Source organism: Flavobacterium sp. ACN2, from assembly GCF_002303885.1.
Taxonomy (GTDB): domain Bacteria; phylum Bacteroidota; class Bacteroidia; order Flavobacteriales; family Flavobacteriaceae; genus Flavobacterium.
Genome location: NZ_MRCM01000006.1, coordinates 244,014 through 262,545, shown reverse-complemented (window position 1 = coordinate 262,545; position 18,532 = coordinate 244,014). Strand labels below are relative to the sequence as shown.

Genomic DNA, 18,532 nt, shown 5'->3' with positions numbered 1-18,532 from the left:
TCCTTTCAACTTATTAAGTTTCTATGTAACTTGAAACATGAAACGCGAAACAAAAAAACTAAAAAAAATGTCTAAACCATTCTCAACATTAGGACTTTCGGCTCCAATTTTAAAAGCTTTAAGCGAATTAAACATTGTTGAACCAACAGAAATTCAACAAAAAACAATTCCGTTATTTTTGAGCGAAACCCATGATATTGTTGGTTTAGCAAAAACAGGAACCGGAAAAACTGCTGCTTTTGGATTGCCTTTATTACAATTGGTAAATGCAGAATCAACAATAGTTCAAGCTGTTATTTTAGTTCCAACGAGAGAACTGGGACAGCAGATTTTTAGAAACTTAGAAAGCTTTTCAAAATATATTCCTAATATATCTATTGCTTCAATTTGCGGAGGAACTCCAATAAAACCACAAATCGAAAGATTAAAAGAAGGCGCTCAAATCGTAGTGGCGACTCCAGGACGTTTGATCGATTTGATTCAGCGAAAAGCAATCGATTTAAAACAAACTGAATATCTAGTTTTGGATGAAGCCGATGAAATGGTAGCCATTCTTAAAGAAAGTTTAGACGAAATTGTTGCAGAACTGCCTAAAAAGCACCGCACTTTATTATTTTCAGCTACACTTCCTGGAACCATAAAACAGCTGATTCAGAATTATTTGAACAAAAATGTGGTTCAGATAAGCGCCAATATGGAAACTGTTGGAAATGAAGGAATAGACCACGAATATATTGTGGTAGATCCAATTGAAAAACTGGAAGTTTTAATGCATTTCTTGAATTCTAGAGATGGAGAAAGAGGAATTATTTTCTGTAAAACTAAAGCTGCTGTTAATAAATTAGCTAAAAATCTGGCCATCAATAAATTTTCCTCGGGAGCACTTCACGGAAGTTTGACACAGGGAATTCGTGATCGAATTATGGAACAGTTTCGCGAAGGACATATCAATATTTTGGTTGCAACCGATTTGGCTGCGAGAGGAATCGATGTTAAAGAAATCTCATATGTAATTAATTATCACTTACCTGATACTTACGAAAACTACGTTCACCGAAGTGGAAGAACAGCAAGGGCAGGAGCAAAAGGACTTTCTTTGACGGTTTTACAACAAGAAGAAGTTTTTGAAATTGCTGATTTTGAAAGAGAATTAGGAATTAAATTCTCTGAATTTAAAAAACCTTCAGCAGTAAGTCTTGAAGAAAACAATATGCTTTTGTGGGCAAAACAAATCTTCAAAACAAAGCCCAATCATGAGCTTTCGCAAGATTTAAAAACCAGAGTAAAAACCGTTTTTCATCATTTGACAAAAGACGAACTAATCGAGAAATTAATGGCAAGTTATGTCTTACAGAACAAAATCGATGTAGTTGAAAAAACAGTTAAAAAATTCAAAAAGTAATAAATATGACAATTGTCATTGCATATTAAAGTTGTATATTTATAAGGAATTATTTTATAATCCTACTTAATACAACATATATGAGAATAGTCATTATTGGAGGGGGATTTGCAGGGATTAACCTAGCAAAAGAACTTGTAAATCAGCCTCAAATACAAGTAACGCTTGTCGACAAGAATAATTATAACTTTTTCCCACCACTTATATATCAAGTTGCTACGGCGTTTTTAGAACCATCGAGCATTAGTTATCCTTTTAGAAAATTTTTCGCAGGTAAAAAAAATCTAAGTTTTCGTCTTGGCGAATTATTATCTGTTTCTCCTGCCGAAAAGAAAATCACTTTAAGCAACGGAGAACTTGAATACGATTATCTTGTTTTTGCCACTGGTGCAGAAACGAGTTATTTTGGCATGGAAAACGTAATGAAAAATGCCATTCCGATGAAAACCTTAAATGATGCCATCGTAATGCGTAACACATTGCTTAAAAACCTTGAAAAAGCAGCCATTTGTAAGGATATGCGAAAAAGACGTAAATTACTTACAATCGTAGTAGCAGGAGGGGGGCCTACAGGAGTGGAGGTTTCTGGAATGTTTGCTGAAATGAGAAAAAATATTCTGCTTAAAGAATATCCAGAATTGGATACTTCTGCGAGCAATGTTTATTTGGTTGATGGTGGAGATGCACTTTTATCGCCAATGAGCAAAGATTCACAAAAAGATACTTTGGAGGCGCTGACAAAACTTGGAGTTGTAGTAAAACTAAACACTAAAGTTGTTGATTACGTTGATGATACAGTGGTCTTTGAAAATGGAGAAACCATTAAAACCAAAAACTTAATTTGGGCTGCAGGTGTTTCTGCAAAAATCTTTGAAGGAATTCCGAAAGAAAGTTACGGACGTGGCCGACGCATGGCAACTGACGAATACAATAAAGTAAACGGTGTAGAGAATATCTATGCCATTGGTGATACAGCAATTGCTGCAGGAGATAAAAATTTCCCTGATGGTCATCCGCAGGTTGCTCAGGTTGCCATTCAGCAAGGATTAAATCTGGCTAAAAATTTCAAAGCCATTGTGGTCAATAAACCTCTTAAACCATTTGCATACAAAGACAAAGGATCTATGGCTATTATAGGAAAAGCAAAAGCTGTTGTAGATCTACCTAGTCCAAAATGGCATTTTAAAGGTTTCTTTGCTTGGATCATCTGGTTGTTTATACACTTAATTTCTTTAATCACTTACAGAAACAGATTAAACACATTCTGGAATTGGATGGTTGCTTATTTTGCAAAAGATCAATCGCTTAGAATGATTATTAGACCAGATAAAAAGACACAAAATTAGGTTTTGTAAAATTCCAATAAATTTTAAAAATTCCAATTTTTTGAAATTCCAAAATCCAAAAAATATAAAGCCGAAATCATTAGATTTCGGCTTTATTGTATATAATCCAATTGGAATTTGGATTTTTAAAAAAAAATGGAATTTAATTCTTTTTTAATGTCCTATAATTATATCGTCGCTATCTGACAATTCAACTTTTTCTTTTATAAATCGTTTTCCAATATTTAAAATAATAAATGCTGTAATAGTTGTAGTGGTCATAATGGCAACCATAGGTATTACAGAACTTTTTACAAAAACACCAACTGCAAACGAAGCCAAAGCACCAATTCCTAGCTGAATTGCGCCCATTAACGCAGAAGCACTTCCGGTATTTTTAGCAAAAGGAGCAAGTGTTAACCCAGCCGTATTTGGATTTGAGATTCCTAAACAGGCTAAAAATAAGAATAACATTCCGATCGTTTGGTACAATCCTAAAAGATCATTTAAAGCCAAAATCAAGAATATGACGCTAATAATAGATTGCGAAATTAAAGCTCCAAAAATCATTTGCTCACTTGAAAATCGCTTCAATAGCATAGAATTTAACTGACTCGAACCAATGAAACTAACAGACATTAGCGCAAAAATCCATCCATACGTTTTAGCGTCTACCTTATAAATATCCATAAAAACTAGAGGCGAAGCCGCTACATAAGAAAATAATCCCGAAAATGCGACTGCTCCAGTAAATGCATAAGTGTAAAATTGAGGCTCTTTTAAAACTAACAGAAAATTAGATATAATCGGTTTTGGTTTTAAAGAAATTGAAGTATCTGGTTTGTAAGTATCTGGAAGTCCGAATTGAGAAGCTGCTAAAATCAAAATTCCCATGCACATCAAAATAAAAAATACAGCGTGCCAGCCTAAATCTTCTGTAACATAACCGCCAACAGTTGGCGCCAACATTGGAGAAAGTCCCACAACGAGCATTAAAAGCGAAAACACTTTCGGAATATCTTTTACAGGAAATAAATCTCGAACCATTGCTACAGAAGCAACTGTGGCAGCACAGCTCCCAATAGCCTGAATAAAACGAAGAAATATAAATGAATCTATATCAGCAACATAAATGCATCCTAAAGAAGCGAGAATATAAACTAAAAGTCCAATAAATAACGGTTTTTTACGTCCGAAACGGTCCAATAAAGGTCCATAAAGCAATTGTCCAGCCGAAATTCCGATGAAATAACTGGATAAACTCATAGAAACTTTAGCAACAGTAGTATTTAAATCTTTTGCAATTCCTGAGAAACCAGGCAGATACATATCTATTGAAAAAGGACCTAGAGCGGTTAAAGAACCTAATATGAGGATTAGCTGAATATATTTTTTTGTTGTCATTATCTTAAAAAAGGGCTTATAATTTTCTGCAAAGGTAAAGATTTCATACCTTGTTATAGAACTTGAAGAAGTTTATAACAATAAATTAAAGTAATCGCGAAAATTATTGAGCGTAACTATCTATTAATCTTTAAATTAAGAAAGTATGAAAAAGTACCTTTTGTTATTAGCAGTTTTATTTACATCAATTTCATTTGCTCAAACTATTACGTCAAAACAAGAAGAAGCCAGCGTTGAGCAGTACGAGCTTCTTAAAAAAGTAAATCAATATTATCCAGACATTACATTAAGTAAATCGGTTACCAATTTTTACGCTGATGGAAAAATTATCGATTCGCAGCAAGATTTCGATTTAAGAGGAACAAAATTTTCTAGTTACAAATTAGGTATTGAACCAGGAAACAAAAAAGTAAAATTTGATTATACTTCTAGTGAAGCGGGTCATGTGTATGGCGACGTTAGTATTTTTAACGGAAATGCTTTGCGAACAACTTTTAACGAAAAAAACAATCAAATTGATGTTTCGTTAAACGGAAAATCGGTTTATTTGAAAAAATTGTAAATTTTAAAAGATTTAGAAAAAGCATCGCAAATTTGTGATGCTTTTTTGATTTATATTTGGTTCAGATTTTAATAAAACAAACTACAATGAAAAAATTTCTTTTCCTGGCATTTTTAATTTCCTTGCAAGCATTCTCACAGCAAAACAAATTCTCAGGAACTTGGGGAAACCAAAAATGTAAAGACTGCAAGAAAGAGTATATTTTTACAATTACGATTGCACAATCCAATTATAAGATTTTTGGAACCGCCGAAGTTACAAGCGATCATAAAGAATTAAACTCTGGAATTTTGGAAGTTTCCGGACATGTATATCCGCATGGCGATAAAGCTCAAATAAAATTGAAAGATAAAAACGGAGTTACATCTAGCGCAGTTTTATTTGTAAAAGATGAAGTTTTGCAATTTAATAAAAATGGCGGAGGCGATATTGTACCAAAAGATATGATTTTGAATAAATTATATGAATAAGCTCCTTCTCGGAGTTATTTTATTTTGATCTATAATTTATATTATGTAAAGTAGAATATTTCAAAAACCGCCCTACAATACACTGAATAACTTTTAGTTTTAAATGTTTTCATTTAGCGGAAATTTATCATCCTTGCTTCTAGAGTTATATTTTGCTTGAGAGTTTTACTTTTTATTTCTAAAACTAAAATCTCTGAGAATGCGTTATATGATTTTATTTTCCAAAAATTCTCAAATATTGAAAATTTGAATTGCTGGATTATATAGTTTGTTATTCTAAATTCAAATCGCTTATAAATCCATTGTACAGTTTTCAATTTAAAAAGTTCTCAAATATTAAAAATTTAACCTGATAATTATCCGTTCGTTTTCAATTCAAATATTTTCCTTGAATTCAAATCGCTTATAAATACGCTGTATGAATTTTATTTTCTAAAATTCCTAAATACTGAAAATTTAGCGTGCCGGATTTATATAGTAAGTTTTCAAATCAAAACATTTTTCTTAAATTCAATTGTTCATAAATGCGCTGTATGATTTTCGATTTAAAATAATTTCAAATATCGCAGTATTTATCAATCTGGTTAATTGTTGTTGCTCAGAATAAATCATCTTTTTGCCAATCCTAAATATTCAAAATTTCAAAACATAAAAGTTTTTGCAAGTCTTATTGTCATTATCTTTTAACATTTCTTTAAAATAATTAGTTTCTACTAAAGAACTTTCATTGTAAGAGTTTATTTTACTATTTTTACATTCGATACTTTAAAAATAAATTATCACATATATGAATACAGTTGCTGAACATATTGCAGATTTTTTAAAAGAATACAAACCGTTTGATAATTTAACTTTTCAGGAATTATCAGATATTGCTACGAATATTCGTGTCATTAATTTAGAAAAGCATGCGGTATTATTTCAAAATAACGATCCGCTTCATGAGAACTTTTATGTTGTAGCTTCTGGTGTCATTAATCTTACGACTATTGCTGATGCCGAAGAAACTATTATAAATAAGTGTCATGAAGGCGATATTTTTGGTTTACGTCCGTTTTTTGCCAAAAACAACTACATGATGACGGCTAAAGCGCGTGAAGAAAGTATTGTATATGCTATTCCAATTGCTGTTTTTAGACCTTTTGTAGCCAATAATTCTGATGTATTAAACTTTCTTCTTGAGAGTTTCGCTGTAAATTCACGCCACACCAAAGACAGCATGAGTTCTAACGGCAAGTTAGTTTCAGATTCTGATTATATAGATCAGCAGACAGAAATGCAATACATTCAGTCACTTAACTACAATAACTCACCGTTAACGACAAAAGCAGATTCTATAATTAAAGACGTTGCCATTTTAATGACAGATTCTATGTTAGATAACATTATAATCTGTGGCGAAAAAAATCACCCAATTGGTATTGTAACCAATGCTGATTTATCGTCAAAAATTGCAACAGGACGCTTTCCTATTACTGAAACTATCGATAAAATTATGTCATCGCCAGTTGTTACAGTTTTAGAAAATGTCTCTTTGGCCGAAGCGCAATTATTAATGCTGAAACACAATGTAACGCACTTATGTGTTACTAAAGATGGTACAAGCAAATCTGTAGTTAAAGGAATTATTTCTGAGCACGATCTTATTGTAGCACAAGCTAGTAACCCTGGTGTGTTAATTAAAGAGATTAAACGTTCTCAGCTTCCAAAAGATTTAAAACAAATACGTGATCGTCTATCAGATTTGATTCAGAATTCGATCCAAAAAAATATTCCAATCTCGCACGTTAGCAATATTGCAAGCGAGATTAACCTAGCTATCATTAAGAGAGCAGTCGAATTATCTATTTTAGACTTAGGCTCCCCTCCTGCACGTTTCGCTTGGTTAAGTATTGGTAGTCAAGGGCGTAAGGAGCAATTATTGCTAACAGATCAAGATAGTATTTTAATTTTTGAAGATGTTACGCCAGAAAAATACAGAGAAGTAAAAGATTATTTCTTAAGATTGGCAAAACGCACTACTTCTATATTAGAAAAAGTAGGCTACGATTATTGTCCAAATGGACATATGGGAAGCAACATGCTTTGGTGCAAATCATTGAGCGACTGGACAAAACAATACAATAGCTGGATGAATACTCCGGGAGAAAACAGTAATGATTTGAGCAGTATTTTCTTTGATTACGAAATTGTTTTTGGAGAACCAAAAATTGAAGAAGCTATTGAAAACGTGATTTTTAAGAATGCCGTTAACAACACTTTATTCTTTGACTTTTTAGGAAATGATGCTTTGAAGAGAAATTCTCCTTTAAGCTTTTTCAAGAAATTTATTGTTGAAGAAGATGGTCCTAACAAAGATAAATTTGACATTAAGACAAGAGCTTTGATGCCATTAATTGATGGAGCACGTTTATTGATATTAAATGCAAATATTAAAGGAATTCAAAATACTTACTTGAGATTCAAGCAATTGGCAATTACAGATTCTAAAAATGCTGAAATTTATTTAAGCTGTGCAGAAGCTTTTTTAACGCTTTCTAAATTTAGAACTGTTGAAGGATTAAAAAATGACGACTCGGGCCAATATATTAATTTAAGAGAAATGTCAAAAACTGACAAAGAGAAATTAAAAAATGCACTATCCCCAATGAAAGACCTGGAGGAACTGATTAAGAGTAAATTTCAATTGACACAATTCTCATAAAATATGCTAGACTGGCTAAAAAACATTAACAAAGACTATCCAGAGTTCTGGAAAGACTATTTGACTAAATTCGAAACCAAACCTAATAAGTTTGTGGTTTTGTCTACTGAAACTTCTGGTTTAAATCCGGATAAAGATGTTGTTTTGTCTCTTGGAGCCTTCTCAGTTATTGACGACAGTATTGTTATTAAAGAAAGTTTCGAAACAGTCTTATTACAATATAAATACCTTCAGGATAACGGACTTTCTAATGAATTTATCATTGAAAGCAAAATGATGAAAATGCCTGAACCTGATGCTCTTGAAGCTTTTGTAAAATTTATCGGAAATTCAATTTTAGTTGGACATCATATCAATTTCGATATTGAAATGCTGAATGCTGCCCTAGAACGCTTGAATTGTGGCCGATTAAAAAATGAAGCTCTAGACGTCGATGTGATGTATAGAAAATTGACTGATATAAACGACAAACAGTTTTCGCTTGACGATTTATGCGAAATTTATAAAATTCCAAAAAGTGATCGCAATTCTTCTTCTGAAGATGCCTACCGAATTGGGCTTTTATTCTTAAAACTAAAATCTAGATTGGGAATCAAATAAATTTAAAAAACATTAATTACTAAAAATACAAAAAAGCCCCTCGTAACTTTGGTATAAATTATCTCAGCAGTACAAACAAAAAATCTACTTTAAATTTAAAATCTATGAAAAAACTATTAATTATTTTACCCATGCTATTTTTTGCAACAACAATTTTTGCACAAAAACAAGATCCCTCATCTAAGCGTATCTTAGGAAGCTGGTACTCTAAAGCAAATGTGGATACTAAATGGGTTTTTAATCAAGATGGAAATGTTTACAATTATGACAACAACCAAATGAAAGTGATGTACAAATATACTGTCTCACGCAGCTGTCAGAATTATTCGGATAACAATACTGAATATGTAACTTTACGAGATAAAGATGGTAATGAATTTTGTTTTAAAATAAATGGAGTTAATGAGAAAAAAAATGGAATTTTATCTCTTACTAACTTAAGTAATTCGGAAACTCTTGTTTTTGTAAACGATGTTAACATAAAAATTGCAGAATAATAGAAAAAAATCTACATTTTTAAATTTACAAATTACAATCGATTAATAAAAAACGCCTCTTAATTTTAAGAGGCGTTTTTAGATTTATATTCTTACTTAAGAAATCCTTTCCTTTATAATTTCTTCTACAATTTCTGGATTCAATAAAGTTGAAGTATCTCCAAAATTAGAAAAATCTCCTTCGGCAATTTTACGTAAAATTCTACGCATAATTTTTCCTGAGCGTGTTTTTGGCAAACCAGAAACGAACTGGATTTTATCTAATTTAGCGATCGGCCCAATGTGATCAGCAATATATTGGTTAATCTCTTTAGAAAGGTTTTCTTTATTTCTAACTTCTCCAGTTTCTTTCAGAATAACGTAACCATATAAAGCATTTCCTTTAATATCATGTGGGAATCCAACAATAGCAGATTCTGCAACAGCTGGGTGCTCGTTGATCGCATCTTCAATTGGCGCAGTTCCTAAATTATGACCAGAAACAATTACTACGTCATCTACTCTACCCGTGATTCTGTAGTATCCAACTTCATCTCTTAAAGCGCCGTCTCCTGTAAAATATTTTCCAGGGAAAGCAGAGAAATAAGTGTCTTTATAACGTTGATGATCTCCCCAAATAGTTCTAGCGATTCCTGGCCATGGGAATTTAATACATAAACTTCCAACTACTTGGTTTCCTTCAATTTCATTGCGTTTTTCATCCATTAAAACAGGTTGGATTCCAGGTAATGGCAATGTTGCATAAGTTGGTTTGGTTGGTGTTACAAAAGCAATGGGCGAAATCATAATTCCTCCAGTTTCTGTCTGCCACCAAGTATCTACAACCGGACATCTCTTATCTCCAACGTGGTCATTAAACCAGTGCCAAGCCTCTTCGTTAATTGGCTCTCCAACAGATCCAATAACTTTAAGAGATTTTAGAGGATATTTTTGAATGTAATCTAAACTTTCTTTTGCTAACGAACGTATTGCTGTTGGCGCTGTATAGAATTGAGTGATTTTGTGTTTTTCGATAATATCCCAAAAACGGCTAAAATCTGGATAAGAAGGAACTCCTTCAAAAATAACAGTTGTAGCTCCGTTTAATAATGGACCATATAATATATAAGAGTGACCTGTGATCCATCCGATATCTGCTGTACACCAGAAAATATCATTGTCTTCGTAATTGAAAACATTTTTGAAAGTATATGCCGTATAAACCATATAACCAGCAGTAGTGTGAACCATACCTTTTGGTTTTCCTGTTGATCCTGAAGTATATAGAATAAATAACGGATCTTCGGCATCCATAATTTCAGCAACACTATTATCTAAAGCTGCGTCTAATAATGGCTGCAACCAAACATCACGGCCCTCTTTCATCTTAACATTAGTATTAGTTCTTTTAGCGACTAACACTTTTGTAACAGAAGGGCAAGTGTCTAGAGCTTCATCAACAATTCCTTTTAAGTCAATTGTTTTGTTTCCTCTATAACCTCCGTCTGATGTAATTACCATTTTACATTCACAATCATTTATTCTCGCAGAAACTGCAGAAGCAGAAAATCCAGCGAAAACAACAGAGTGAATAGCTCCAATTCTAGCACAAGCCAAAACAGAAACAGCCAATTCTGGAATCATTGGCAAATAAATGCAAACTCTGTCTCCTTTACGAACACCTTGCTCGCGAAGAACGTTTGCCATTTTTGAAACTCTTTCGTATAATTCATTATACGTTATATGTAAAGCTTCTTCAGAAGGGTCGTTCGGTTCAAAAATAATTGCCGTCTTCTCTCCTCTTTTGCTTAAATGTCTATCAATACAGTTTTTGGTAATGTTAACTTTAGCGTCTGTAAACCACTTTACTTCTGCTTCCGCCATATTAAAATCAACAACCTTTTCCCATTGCTGGTACCATGTGAAATTCTCCTCAGCTATTTTTCCCCAAAACTTTCTTGGCTCTCTTATTGATTTATTGTAATGTTTAAAGTATTGTTCTAAATTTTCAATTTTGTAATAGCTCATCGTTTGTTGAATTTTTTTATAAATGTATTAAATCTGAACGTATCCGTGAAATAATTTAATTCATAAATTTCATTAAAAAAAAACATTTATTTAATAAAATATGATAATTATCTGAAATTATTTTAAATCCTTTATTTTTTATTGGCACTTAAGGCAAAAAAGGCATAATAAATAGATATTATGCCTTTTTTAATTTAACAAATTTCAATAACAATTAATTTTTTGCAAACCGCACTGCGAGACTTTTCTCTATTTTGAAAATAGCAGCATCATTATTAATTAAAACAGAAATTTCAACAAGTATATTTTATAAATATACCCCATTATTAGGGATCCGCTTCACTTAACTCTCTCACAGAAGTTAAGTGAATGCAATATGCATCTATATCTTTTATCTTAATAAGTGCTTACTAATTCAAAATATTACAAATCATTGATACAGTGCAAATCCCGCAAAATCGAATTCTGCGGGAATTCCCAATTTTTTTAATTATCCAATTTTTTTCATTGCTGTCATAGACTCTCTCAACCAAGCACCTACTTCTTCGATAGGGTGTTGACGAATTTCTTTGTTTACAGCGATCAATACTGCATTATCAACTCCGTTTGATGTTGAAAATGGTTTACCAATAATATTAGTTTCTACTTTTTTCATGAATTCAGTCAATAATGGCTTACATGCATGATCAAATAAGTAACATCCGTACTCAGCAGTATCAGAAATTACACGGTTCATTTCAAACAATTTCTTTCTTGCAATTGTGTTTGCAATTAATGGCAATTCGTGTAATGACTCGTAATAAGCAGATTCTTCGATGATTCCAGCTTCTGTCATTGTTTCAAAAGCTAACTCAACACCAGCTTTTACCATTGCAATCATTAATACACCATTGTCAAAATATTCTTGCTCTGAGATTGGAGCTTCTTGTGGAGCTGTTTTTTCGAAGTTAGTTTCTCCTGTTGCAGCTCTCCATTTCAATAAGTTAACATCGTCATTAGCCCAGTCAGCCATCATCGTTCTAGAGAATTCTCCAGAAATGATATCGTCTTGGTGTTTTTGGAATAATGGACGCATGATATCTTTTAATTCTTCAGCTAATTCGTAAGCTTCGATTTTTGAAGGATTATTTAAACGATCCATCATATTTGTAATACCACCGTGTTTCAAAGCTTCAGTGATAGTTTCCCATCCGTATTGGATTAATTTAGAAGCATATGCAGCATCAATTCCTTTTTCAACCATTTTGTCGAAACATAAAATAGATCCTGTTTGCAATAAACCACAAAGAATAGTTTGCTCACCCATTAAATCTGATTTTACTTCAGCTACGAAAGATGATCTTAAAACTCCTGCTCTGTGTCCTCCAGTTGCTACAGCGTAAGCTTTTGCTTGATCTAAACCAAATCCGTTTGGATCATTTTCTGGGTGAACAGCGATAAGAGTTGGAACTCCAAATCCTCTTTTGTACTCTTCACGTACCTCAGAACCTGGACATTTAGGAGCACACATAATTACAGTGATGTCTTTACGAATCTGCATTCCTTCTTCTACAATGTTGAATCCGTGAGAGTAAGACAAAGTAGATCCCTGTTTCATTAATGGCATAATAGCAGTTACCACAGCAGTATGCTGTTTGTCTGGTGTAAGGTTACAAACTAAATCTGCAGTTGGAATCAATTCTTCGTAAGTTCCTACCGTAAAACCATTTTCAGTTGCATTTTTATAAGAAGCTCTTTTTTCTGCAATTGCATCAGCACGCAATGCATAAGAAATGTCTAAACCAGAATCTCTCATGTTTAAACCTTGATTCAAACCTTGTGCTCCACAACCAACAATTACAACTTTTTTTCCAGCCAATGCTGCAATTCCGTCTGCAAATTCAGATTGCTCCATAAATTCGCAAACTCCTAATTGTTCTAATTGTAATCTAAGTGGTAATGTATTGAAATAATTTGCCATTTTTGTTTTAATATTTAATGAAATGAAATTTTAATATTGATTTTATATAACTAAGATTATTATTTAAAGGATTCTAACAATGTAGAAATCTCCATTTTTTGTTTAGAAACTGATATTCTTCCCGAACGCACAAACTGCATAATTCCGTATGGTTTGAACTTTTGGTATAATTCCTCAATTTCAGAACGTCTTCCTGATTTTGAAATCACGAAGAAATCACGAGAAACCGTTACAATTGTAGACTGGCTTTCTTTGATGATATTCTGAATTTGCTTTTCGTCAAATAACAAACTTGAAGCGATTTTAAACAAAGCATTTTCTAAGAAAATAGTCTCTTCATCTGTATGATAAAATGCTTTTATAACTTCAATTTGTTTTTCAATCTGGCCTACAATATTCTGAACCCATTTTTCTGTCGTATTTACTACGATAATAAATCTTGAAACATTCTCTATTTCTGATTCTGAAACATTTAGACTTAATATATTAATGTGACGCTTTAAGAATATTCCAGATATTCTATTTAACAAACCCACATTATTTTCTGAGTATACCGATATGGTAAATGTTTTATCTTCCATTTGTTTTTTTAGTTTTATTTGTTTCAAGTTTCAGGTTTCAAGTTGTTGAACTTGGAACATGAAACTTGAAACCTGAAACCTTTTTATTAACTTAATCTAATTTCTGACACACAAGCTCCTGTTGGAATCATTGGGAAAACGTTGTTTTCTTTTTCGACTACAACTTCTAAGAAGTATGAATCTTTTGATGCCAGCATCTCAGCGACCGCTGCATCTAGATCTTCACGCTGTGTAACTTTTTTAGATTTGATATAATATCCTTCGGCAATTGCAATGAAATTTGGATTAATCATTTTTGTTGAAGCATATCTGTTATCAAAGAATAATTCCTGCCATTGACGAACCATTCCTAAGAATTCATTGTTTAGAATAACAATCTTAACTGGAACTTGAGTTTGGAAAATAGTTCCAAGTTCCTGAATTGTCATTTGGAAGCCTCCATCACCAATAATCGCTACTACTTCACGCTCTGGTTTTCCCATTTTTGCTCCAATTGCAGCAGGCAATGCGAATCCCATAGTTCCTAATCCGCCAGAAGTAATATTACTTTTAGTCGAATTGAATTTAGCATAACGGCAAGCAAACATTTGATGCTGTCCAACATCTGAAACGATAATAGCATCTCCTTTTGAATGTTTGTTGATCATTTCGATAGTTTCTCCCATCGAAATCCCTTTACCATTTGTTGGATTTAATTCTTCTTTTATCACTGAATCATATTCAACTTTATTTAATTCCTTAAATTCATTGTGCCATAAATCATGAGATTTTGCATCAAGAAGTGGCAACAAAGCTGCTAAAGATTCTTTTACATCTCCTAAAACCGCAATTTCTGTTTTCACATTTTTATCAACCTCCGCAGGATCAATTTCGAAGTGAATTACTTTTGCTTGTTTTGCATAAGTGCTTAATTTACCTGTAACACGATCATCAAAACGCATTCCGAAAGCAATTAAAACATCACATTCGTTTGTTAGTAAATTTGGCGCATAATTTCCGTGCATTCCAAGCATACCGACGTTTAGAGGATGATCTGTTGGCAAAGCCGAAAGTCCTAAAATTGTCCATGCTGCTGGAATTCCAGCTTTTTCAATCACCGCTTTAAACTCAGCTTCAGCCTGACCCAAAATAACTCCTTGTCCAAAAACAATAAAAGGTTTTTTGGCGCTATTGATTAGAGCTGCAGCTTCGGCAACTTTATCTAAGTTTAATTTTGGAACCGGAACATAACTTCTAATTCCTGTACATTTTTCATAACTAAATTCGAACTCATCAAATTGAGCGTTTTTAGTAATATCTACCAATACAGGCCCTGGACGACCAGAACGAGCAATGTAAAATGCTTTTGCAATAATTTCAGGAATTTGAGAAGCTTCAGTTACCTGAAAATTCCATTTTGTAACCGGTGTTGAAATTCCGATAATATCTGTTTCCTGAAATGCATCAGATCCTAATAAATGTCTTCCAACCTGACCTGTAATACATACTAACGGAGTTGAATCGATTTGAGCATCTGCAATACCAGTCACTAAATTTGTAGCACCTGGTCCAGAAGTAGCAATTGCCACCCCTACTTTTCCCGTAGCTCTTGCATAACCTTGAGCTGCATGTGTTGCACCTTGTTCGTGACGTACTAAAACGTGGTGTAACTGATCTTGAAATTTATATAATTCGTCGTAAACTGGCATTATAGCACCACCTGGGTAACCATAAATTAAATCTACTCCTTCTGCTAATAAACATCTTATAACGGCTTCTGCCCCTGATATTTTCATAGTATATTGTTTTTTCAATGTCAATTTCAATATCAAACTTCAATGGCAATAGCAAAAATCAATTTTAAATTAATCTTTTATATTTTTTTATTGTAATCGCTACTGACTTTTGATATTGTAATTGTTATTGCTTTTTGAAATTGTTATTGTAATTAATTATCGGTTACACATCCTGTTGATGCACTCGAAACCGATCTAGCGTATTTAAGTAAAACCCCTTTGTCAACTTTTAATTTCGGCTGAACCCATGCCGCTTTTCTTGCTGCAAATTCTTCGTCAGATATCTTCAGGTCGATTGTATTTTTCACAGCATCGATAGCGATTAAATCTCCATCTTTTACTAGTGCAATACCACCACCGTCATATGCTTCTGGTGTAACGTGACCTACCACGAAACCGTGCGAACCGCCCGAGAATCTACCGTCTGTAATTAGTGCACAACTGCTTCCTAATCCAGCTCCAATAATCGCAGATGTAGGCTTCAGCATTTCAGGCATTCCCGGACCACCTTTTGGCCCACAACCCCTGATGACGACTACATTACCTGGTTTAATCTTTCCGGCTTGAAGACCTGGAATTACTTCAAATTCACCTTCAAATACAACAGCTGGTCCTTCGAAATATTCTCCTTCTTTACCGCTGATTTTTGCCACAGCACCTTCAGAAGCAAGATTTCCGTATAATACCTGAATATTTCCTGTTGGTTTTAATGCTTTTTGAATTTCATGAATAACTTCTTGTCCGTCTTGTAAATCTGGAGTTGAAGCTAAGTTTTCTGCAACTGTTTTTCCTGTTACGGTCAAACAATCTCCGTGGATAAGTCCCACTTTCAGTAAGTATTTCATAACTGAAGGAATACCTCCAACTTCGTGGATATCTTCCATCATATACTTACCACTTGGTTTCATGTCTGCTAATACTGGTGTTCTATCGTTAATAGCTTGAAAATCATCTAAAGTGATTGTAACTCCAACAGAATGTGCCATTGCAATTAAGTGCATAACCGCGTTTGTAGAACCACCTAAAACAGCTACGATTGTAATAGCATTTTCAAAAGCCTTACGAGTCATAATGTCTCTTGGCTTGATATCTTTTTCCAATAATATTTTGATTGCTTTTCCAGCTTCCAAACATTCGTCTCTTTTCTCTTGACTCAAAGCAGGATTAGAAGAACTGTATGGTAAGCTCATTCCTAATGCTTCGATTGCAGAAGACATTGTGTTTGCAGTATACATACCGCCACAAGCACCAGCCCCTGGACAAGCATTCTGAATAACACCTTTAAAATCTTCTGGAGTGATTTCGCCTTTTACTTTTTTACCTAAAGCTTCAAAAGCAGAAACGATATTTAGAGATTCTCCTTTCCATTTTCCAGAGTGAATAGAACCACCGTAAATCATCATTGACGGGCGATTCAATCTTCCCATTGCAATTAATGCACCTGGCATATTTTTATCGCAACCAGGAATTGCAATAATACTATCATACCATTGCGCTCCAGCAACAGTTTCGATAGAATCTGCAATTACATCTCTAGAAACCAGCGAGTAACGCATACCTTCAGTTCCGTTAGAAATACCGTCACTGACACCAATGGTATTAAAAATAAGTCCGACAAGATCCGCATCCCAAACACCTTTCTTAACATCTTTTGCTAAATCATTAAGGTGCATGTTGCAAGTGTTACCATCGTAACCCATGCTCACAATACCAACTTGTGCTTTCTTTAAATCTTCTTCAGTTAAACCAATTCCGTACAACATCGCTTGTGCCGCTGGCTGTGTTTGATCTTGTGTGATGGTCTTGCTGTACTTATTTAATTCCATTATTGCTTTTATTAATTTTTAATTTTTTATTCAAAAAAAAACCTTCCAGTATTTGGAAGGTTTGTAATATAGTCTTTCAATTATATTTATAACATTCCCGATGCAGATGTGTGAATCACATTGACAACAACGACAGAAGTAATAATAATTGAGATTTGCATCATTTATTTTTTTAGTGTCACAAAAGTAAGTAAACTTCTGGAAGTAAAAAAATAAAATCTCAACATTTCAAAGACTTCTTGTTATTATCTTCACGTTTTAACAAAAAATATTAAACAATTGTAGATTGTCCAATACTTACATTATCATTATTAAAATACAGCAAATCGTCTTTGCTGAAAATAAAATTAGAAACGAACTCTCCTACTTCGTTTGTTCCAAATTTTGAATCTGGTTTCAAATCAACTGTAACTACTTTGTATTCAATTGCTTTCTCTACGGCTTTATAGATTACATGAGCTTCTTTAGTTAATCCAAAATGTTCTAACAAAAGCGCTGCCGCTAAAATCGAAGCAATTGGGTTAGCAATGTTTTTTCCTTTTGCCTGCGGATATGATCCGTGAATTGGCTCAAACAAAGCATTTTTTTCTCCTAAAGACACTGATGGCAATAAACCAATAGATCCTGTAATTACACTTGCTTCGTCTGATAAAATATCTCCAAACAAATTCTCAGTCAAAATCACATCAAACTGTTTCGGATTTAAAATCAGCTGCATTGCTGCGTTATCTACAAATAAGAAATCAAGCTTAACATCTGAGTACTCTTCGCTCACTTTCTGAACTACTTTTCTCCACAACCTTGAAGTCTCCAAAACATTGGCTTTATCGACCATTGTTAGCTTTTTGCGTCGTTTTTGTGCCGATTTAAAAGCTAAATGCGTAATTCTAGTAATTTCTTCTTCTGAATATTCACATAAATCTGAAGCGTGTGTTCCTTCTTCATTAAGTGTCTTTTCTCCAAAATAAGCACCACCTGTTAATTCTCTAAAAATGGTAAAATCAGCTCCTTCAATAATTTCTCTCTTTAAAGGAGAAGCTTCAATTAAGGCTTTATAAGGTTTTATAGGACGAATATTAGCAAACAATCCTAATTCTTTTCGCAGTTTTAATAATCCTTGCTCCGGACGAACCTTTGCATTTGGGTTGTTATCGTATTTCGGATCTCCAATCGCACCAAGCAAAACTGCATCTGTATTTAAACAGAGATTCAGTGTTTGTTCCGGTAACGGATTTCCTGTTTTATCGATCGCAACCGCTCCCATCAGCGCTTCCTCAAAAACAAATTCATGATTATACACTTCGCCAATGGCGTACAAAGCTTTCTTAGCTTGTAAAATTACTTCAGGTCCAATTCCATCTCCTGGTAAAACTGCTATTTTTAAATTCATAATCTCTCGCTCTTTATGTCTTTAAATCC

The 18,532-nt window shown here is 33.4% G+C and carries 14 protein-coding genes; 7 read left to right on the top strand and 7 right to left on the bottom strand.

Features of this window, described 5'->3' with window-relative positions; translation table 11 throughout:
- Positions 1-67 precede the first annotated feature (67 nt).
- A complete protein-coding gene (locus BSF41_RS09815) occupies positions 68-1,402 on the top strand; it encodes a DEAD/DEAH box helicase (protein WP_095929342.1) in 1,335 nt (444 codons plus the stop codon).
- Positions 1,403-1,482: 80 nt separating this feature from the next.
- A complete protein-coding gene (locus tag BSF41_RS09810; RefSeq protein WP_095929315.1) occupies positions 1,483-2,748 on the top strand; it encodes an NAD(P)/FAD-dependent oxidoreductase in 1,266 nt (421 codons plus the stop codon).
- Positions 2,749-2,901: 153 nt separating this feature from the next.
- On the opposite strand, the gene BSF41_RS09805 is transcribed toward BSF41_RS09810, so the two are convergent.
- Complete coding sequence (locus BSF41_RS09805; RefSeq protein WP_095929314.1) at positions 2,902-4,131, bottom strand: multidrug effflux MFS transporter; 1,230 nt, start codon at positions 4,129-4,131, stop codon at positions 2,902-2,904.
- Between the two features lie 145 nt (positions 4,132-4,276).
- Here BSF41_RS09805 and BSF41_RS09800 point away from each other — a divergent pair, with 145 nt between their 5' ends.
- From BSF41_RS09800 to BSF41_RS09780, 5 genes are all read left to right on the top strand, one after another.
- Positions 4,277-4,693: a hypothetical protein gene (locus BSF41_RS09800; protein WP_095929313.1), complete on the top strand. Its 417-nt coding sequence runs from the start codon at positions 4,277-4,279 to the stop codon at positions 4,691-4,693.
- Between the two features lie 86 nt (positions 4,694-4,779).
- Positions 4,780-5,163: a hypothetical protein gene (locus BSF41_RS09795; RefSeq protein ID WP_095929341.1), complete on the top strand. Its 384-nt coding sequence runs from the start codon at positions 4,780-4,782 to the stop codon at positions 5,161-5,163.
- Positions 5,164-5,950: 787 nt separating this feature from the next.
- Positions 5,951-7,867: a DUF294 nucleotidyltransferase-like domain-containing protein gene (locus BSF41_RS09790; RefSeq protein WP_095929312.1), complete on the top strand. Its 1,917-nt coding sequence runs from the start codon at positions 5,951-5,953 to the stop codon at positions 7,865-7,867.
- 3 nt (positions 7,868-7,870) lie between these two features.
- On the top strand, positions 7,871-8,467 hold the full coding sequence (locus BSF41_RS09785; protein ID WP_095929311.1) for a 3'-5' exonuclease: 597 nt from the start codon (positions 7,871-7,873) through the stop codon (positions 8,465-8,467).
- Positions 8,468-8,571: 104 nt separating this feature from the next.
- The gene (locus tag BSF41_RS09780) at positions 8,572-8,964 is read left to right on the top strand and encodes a hypothetical protein (RefSeq protein ID WP_095929310.1); all 393 of its coding nucleotides are present in this window, start codon (positions 8,572-8,574) and stop codon (positions 8,962-8,964) included.
- 96 nt (positions 8,965-9,060) lie between these two features.
- Here the strand turns inward: BSF41_RS09780 and acs are convergent, their stop codons facing one another.
- From acs to leuB, 6 genes are all read right to left on the bottom strand, one after another.
- Positions 9,061-10,971, bottom strand: a complete 1,911-nt coding sequence (gene acs / locus BSF41_RS09775; protein ID WP_095929309.1) for an acetate--CoA ligase — start codon at positions 10,969-10,971, stop codon at positions 9,061-9,063.
- 490 nt (positions 10,972-11,461) lie between these two features.
- Positions 11,462-12,931, bottom strand: coding sequence for a ketol-acid reductoisomerase (gene ilvC / locus BSF41_RS09770; protein ID WP_095929308.1), 1,470 nt, complete (start codon positions 12,929-12,931; stop codon positions 11,462-11,464).
- A gap of 59 nt (positions 12,932-12,990) precedes the next feature.
- Positions 12,991-13,512 (bottom strand): acetolactate synthase small subunit, encoded by a 522-nt coding sequence (ilvN, locus tag BSF41_RS09765; protein ID WP_095929307.1) that lies wholly within the window; start codon positions 13,510-13,512, stop codon positions 12,991-12,993.
- Between the two features lie 86 nt (positions 13,513-13,598).
- A complete protein-coding gene (gene ilvB, locus BSF41_RS09760) occupies positions 13,599-15,287 on the bottom strand; it encodes a biosynthetic-type acetolactate synthase large subunit (RefSeq protein WP_095929306.1) in 1,689 nt (562 codons plus the stop codon).
- A 152-nt stretch (positions 15,288-15,439) separates the two neighbouring features.
- A complete protein-coding gene (gene ilvD, locus BSF41_RS09755) occupies positions 15,440-17,113 on the bottom strand; it encodes a dihydroxy-acid dehydratase (protein WP_095929305.1) in 1,674 nt (557 codons plus the stop codon).
- 271 nt (positions 17,114-17,384) lie between these two features.
- Positions 17,385-18,503 carry a 3-isopropylmalate dehydrogenase gene (leuB, locus tag BSF41_RS09750; RefSeq protein ID WP_095929304.1) on the bottom strand — a complete coding sequence of 373 codons (1,119 nt, stop codon included), beginning with the start codon at positions 18,501-18,503 and terminating at the stop codon, positions 17,385-17,387.
- Positions 18,504-18,532: the final 29 nt, after the last annotated feature.

What these genes read in the sequence shown, in the direction of transcription:
- BSF41_RS09815 (WP_095929342.1), top strand. Translation starts at nt 68, where the DNA reads ATGTCTAAACCATTCTCAACATTAGGACTTTCGGCTCCAATTTTAAAA.
- BSF41_RS09810 (WP_095929315.1), top strand. Translation starts at nt 1,483, where the DNA reads ATGAGAATAGTCATTATTGGAGGGGGATTTGCAGGGATTAACCTAGCA.
- BSF41_RS09805 (WP_095929314.1), bottom strand. Translation starts at nt 4,131, where the DNA reads ATGACAACAAAAAAATATATTCAGCTAATCCTCATATTAGGTTCTTTA.
- BSF41_RS09800 (WP_095929313.1), top strand. Translation starts at nt 4,277, where the DNA reads ATGAAAAAGTACCTTTTGTTATTAGCAGTTTTATTTACATCAATTTCA.
- BSF41_RS09795 (WP_095929341.1), top strand. Translation starts at nt 4,780, where the DNA reads ATGAAAAAATTTCTTTTCCTGGCATTTTTAATTTCCTTGCAAGCATTC.
- BSF41_RS09790 (WP_095929312.1), top strand. Translation starts at nt 5,951, where the DNA reads ATGAATACAGTTGCTGAACATATTGCAGATTTTTTAAAAGAATACAAA.
- BSF41_RS09785 (WP_095929311.1), top strand. Translation starts at nt 7,871, where the DNA reads ATGCTAGACTGGCTAAAAAACATTAACAAAGACTATCCAGAGTTCTGG.
- BSF41_RS09780 (WP_095929310.1), top strand. Translation starts at nt 8,572, where the DNA reads ATGAAAAAACTATTAATTATTTTACCCATGCTATTTTTTGCAACAACA.
- acs (WP_095929309.1), bottom strand. Translation starts at nt 10,971, where the DNA reads ATGAGCTATTACAAAATTGAAAATTTAGAACAATACTTTAAACATTAC.
- ilvC (WP_095929308.1), bottom strand. Translation starts at nt 12,931, where the DNA reads ATGGCAAATTATTTCAATACATTACCACTTAGATTACAATTAGAACAA.
- ilvN (WP_095929307.1), bottom strand. Translation starts at nt 13,512, where the DNA reads ATGGAAGATAAAACATTTACCATATCGGTATACTCAGAAAATAATGTG.
- ilvB (WP_095929306.1), bottom strand. Translation starts at nt 15,287, where the DNA reads ATGAAAATATCAGGGGCAGAAGCCGTTATAAGATGTTTATTAGCAGAA.
- ilvD (WP_095929305.1), bottom strand. Translation starts at nt 17,113, where the DNA reads ATGGAATTAAATAAGTACAGCAAGACCATCACACAAGATCAAACACAG.
- leuB (WP_095929304.1), bottom strand. Translation starts at nt 18,503, where the DNA reads ATGAATTTAAAAATAGCAGTTTTACCAGGAGATGGAATTGGACCTGAA.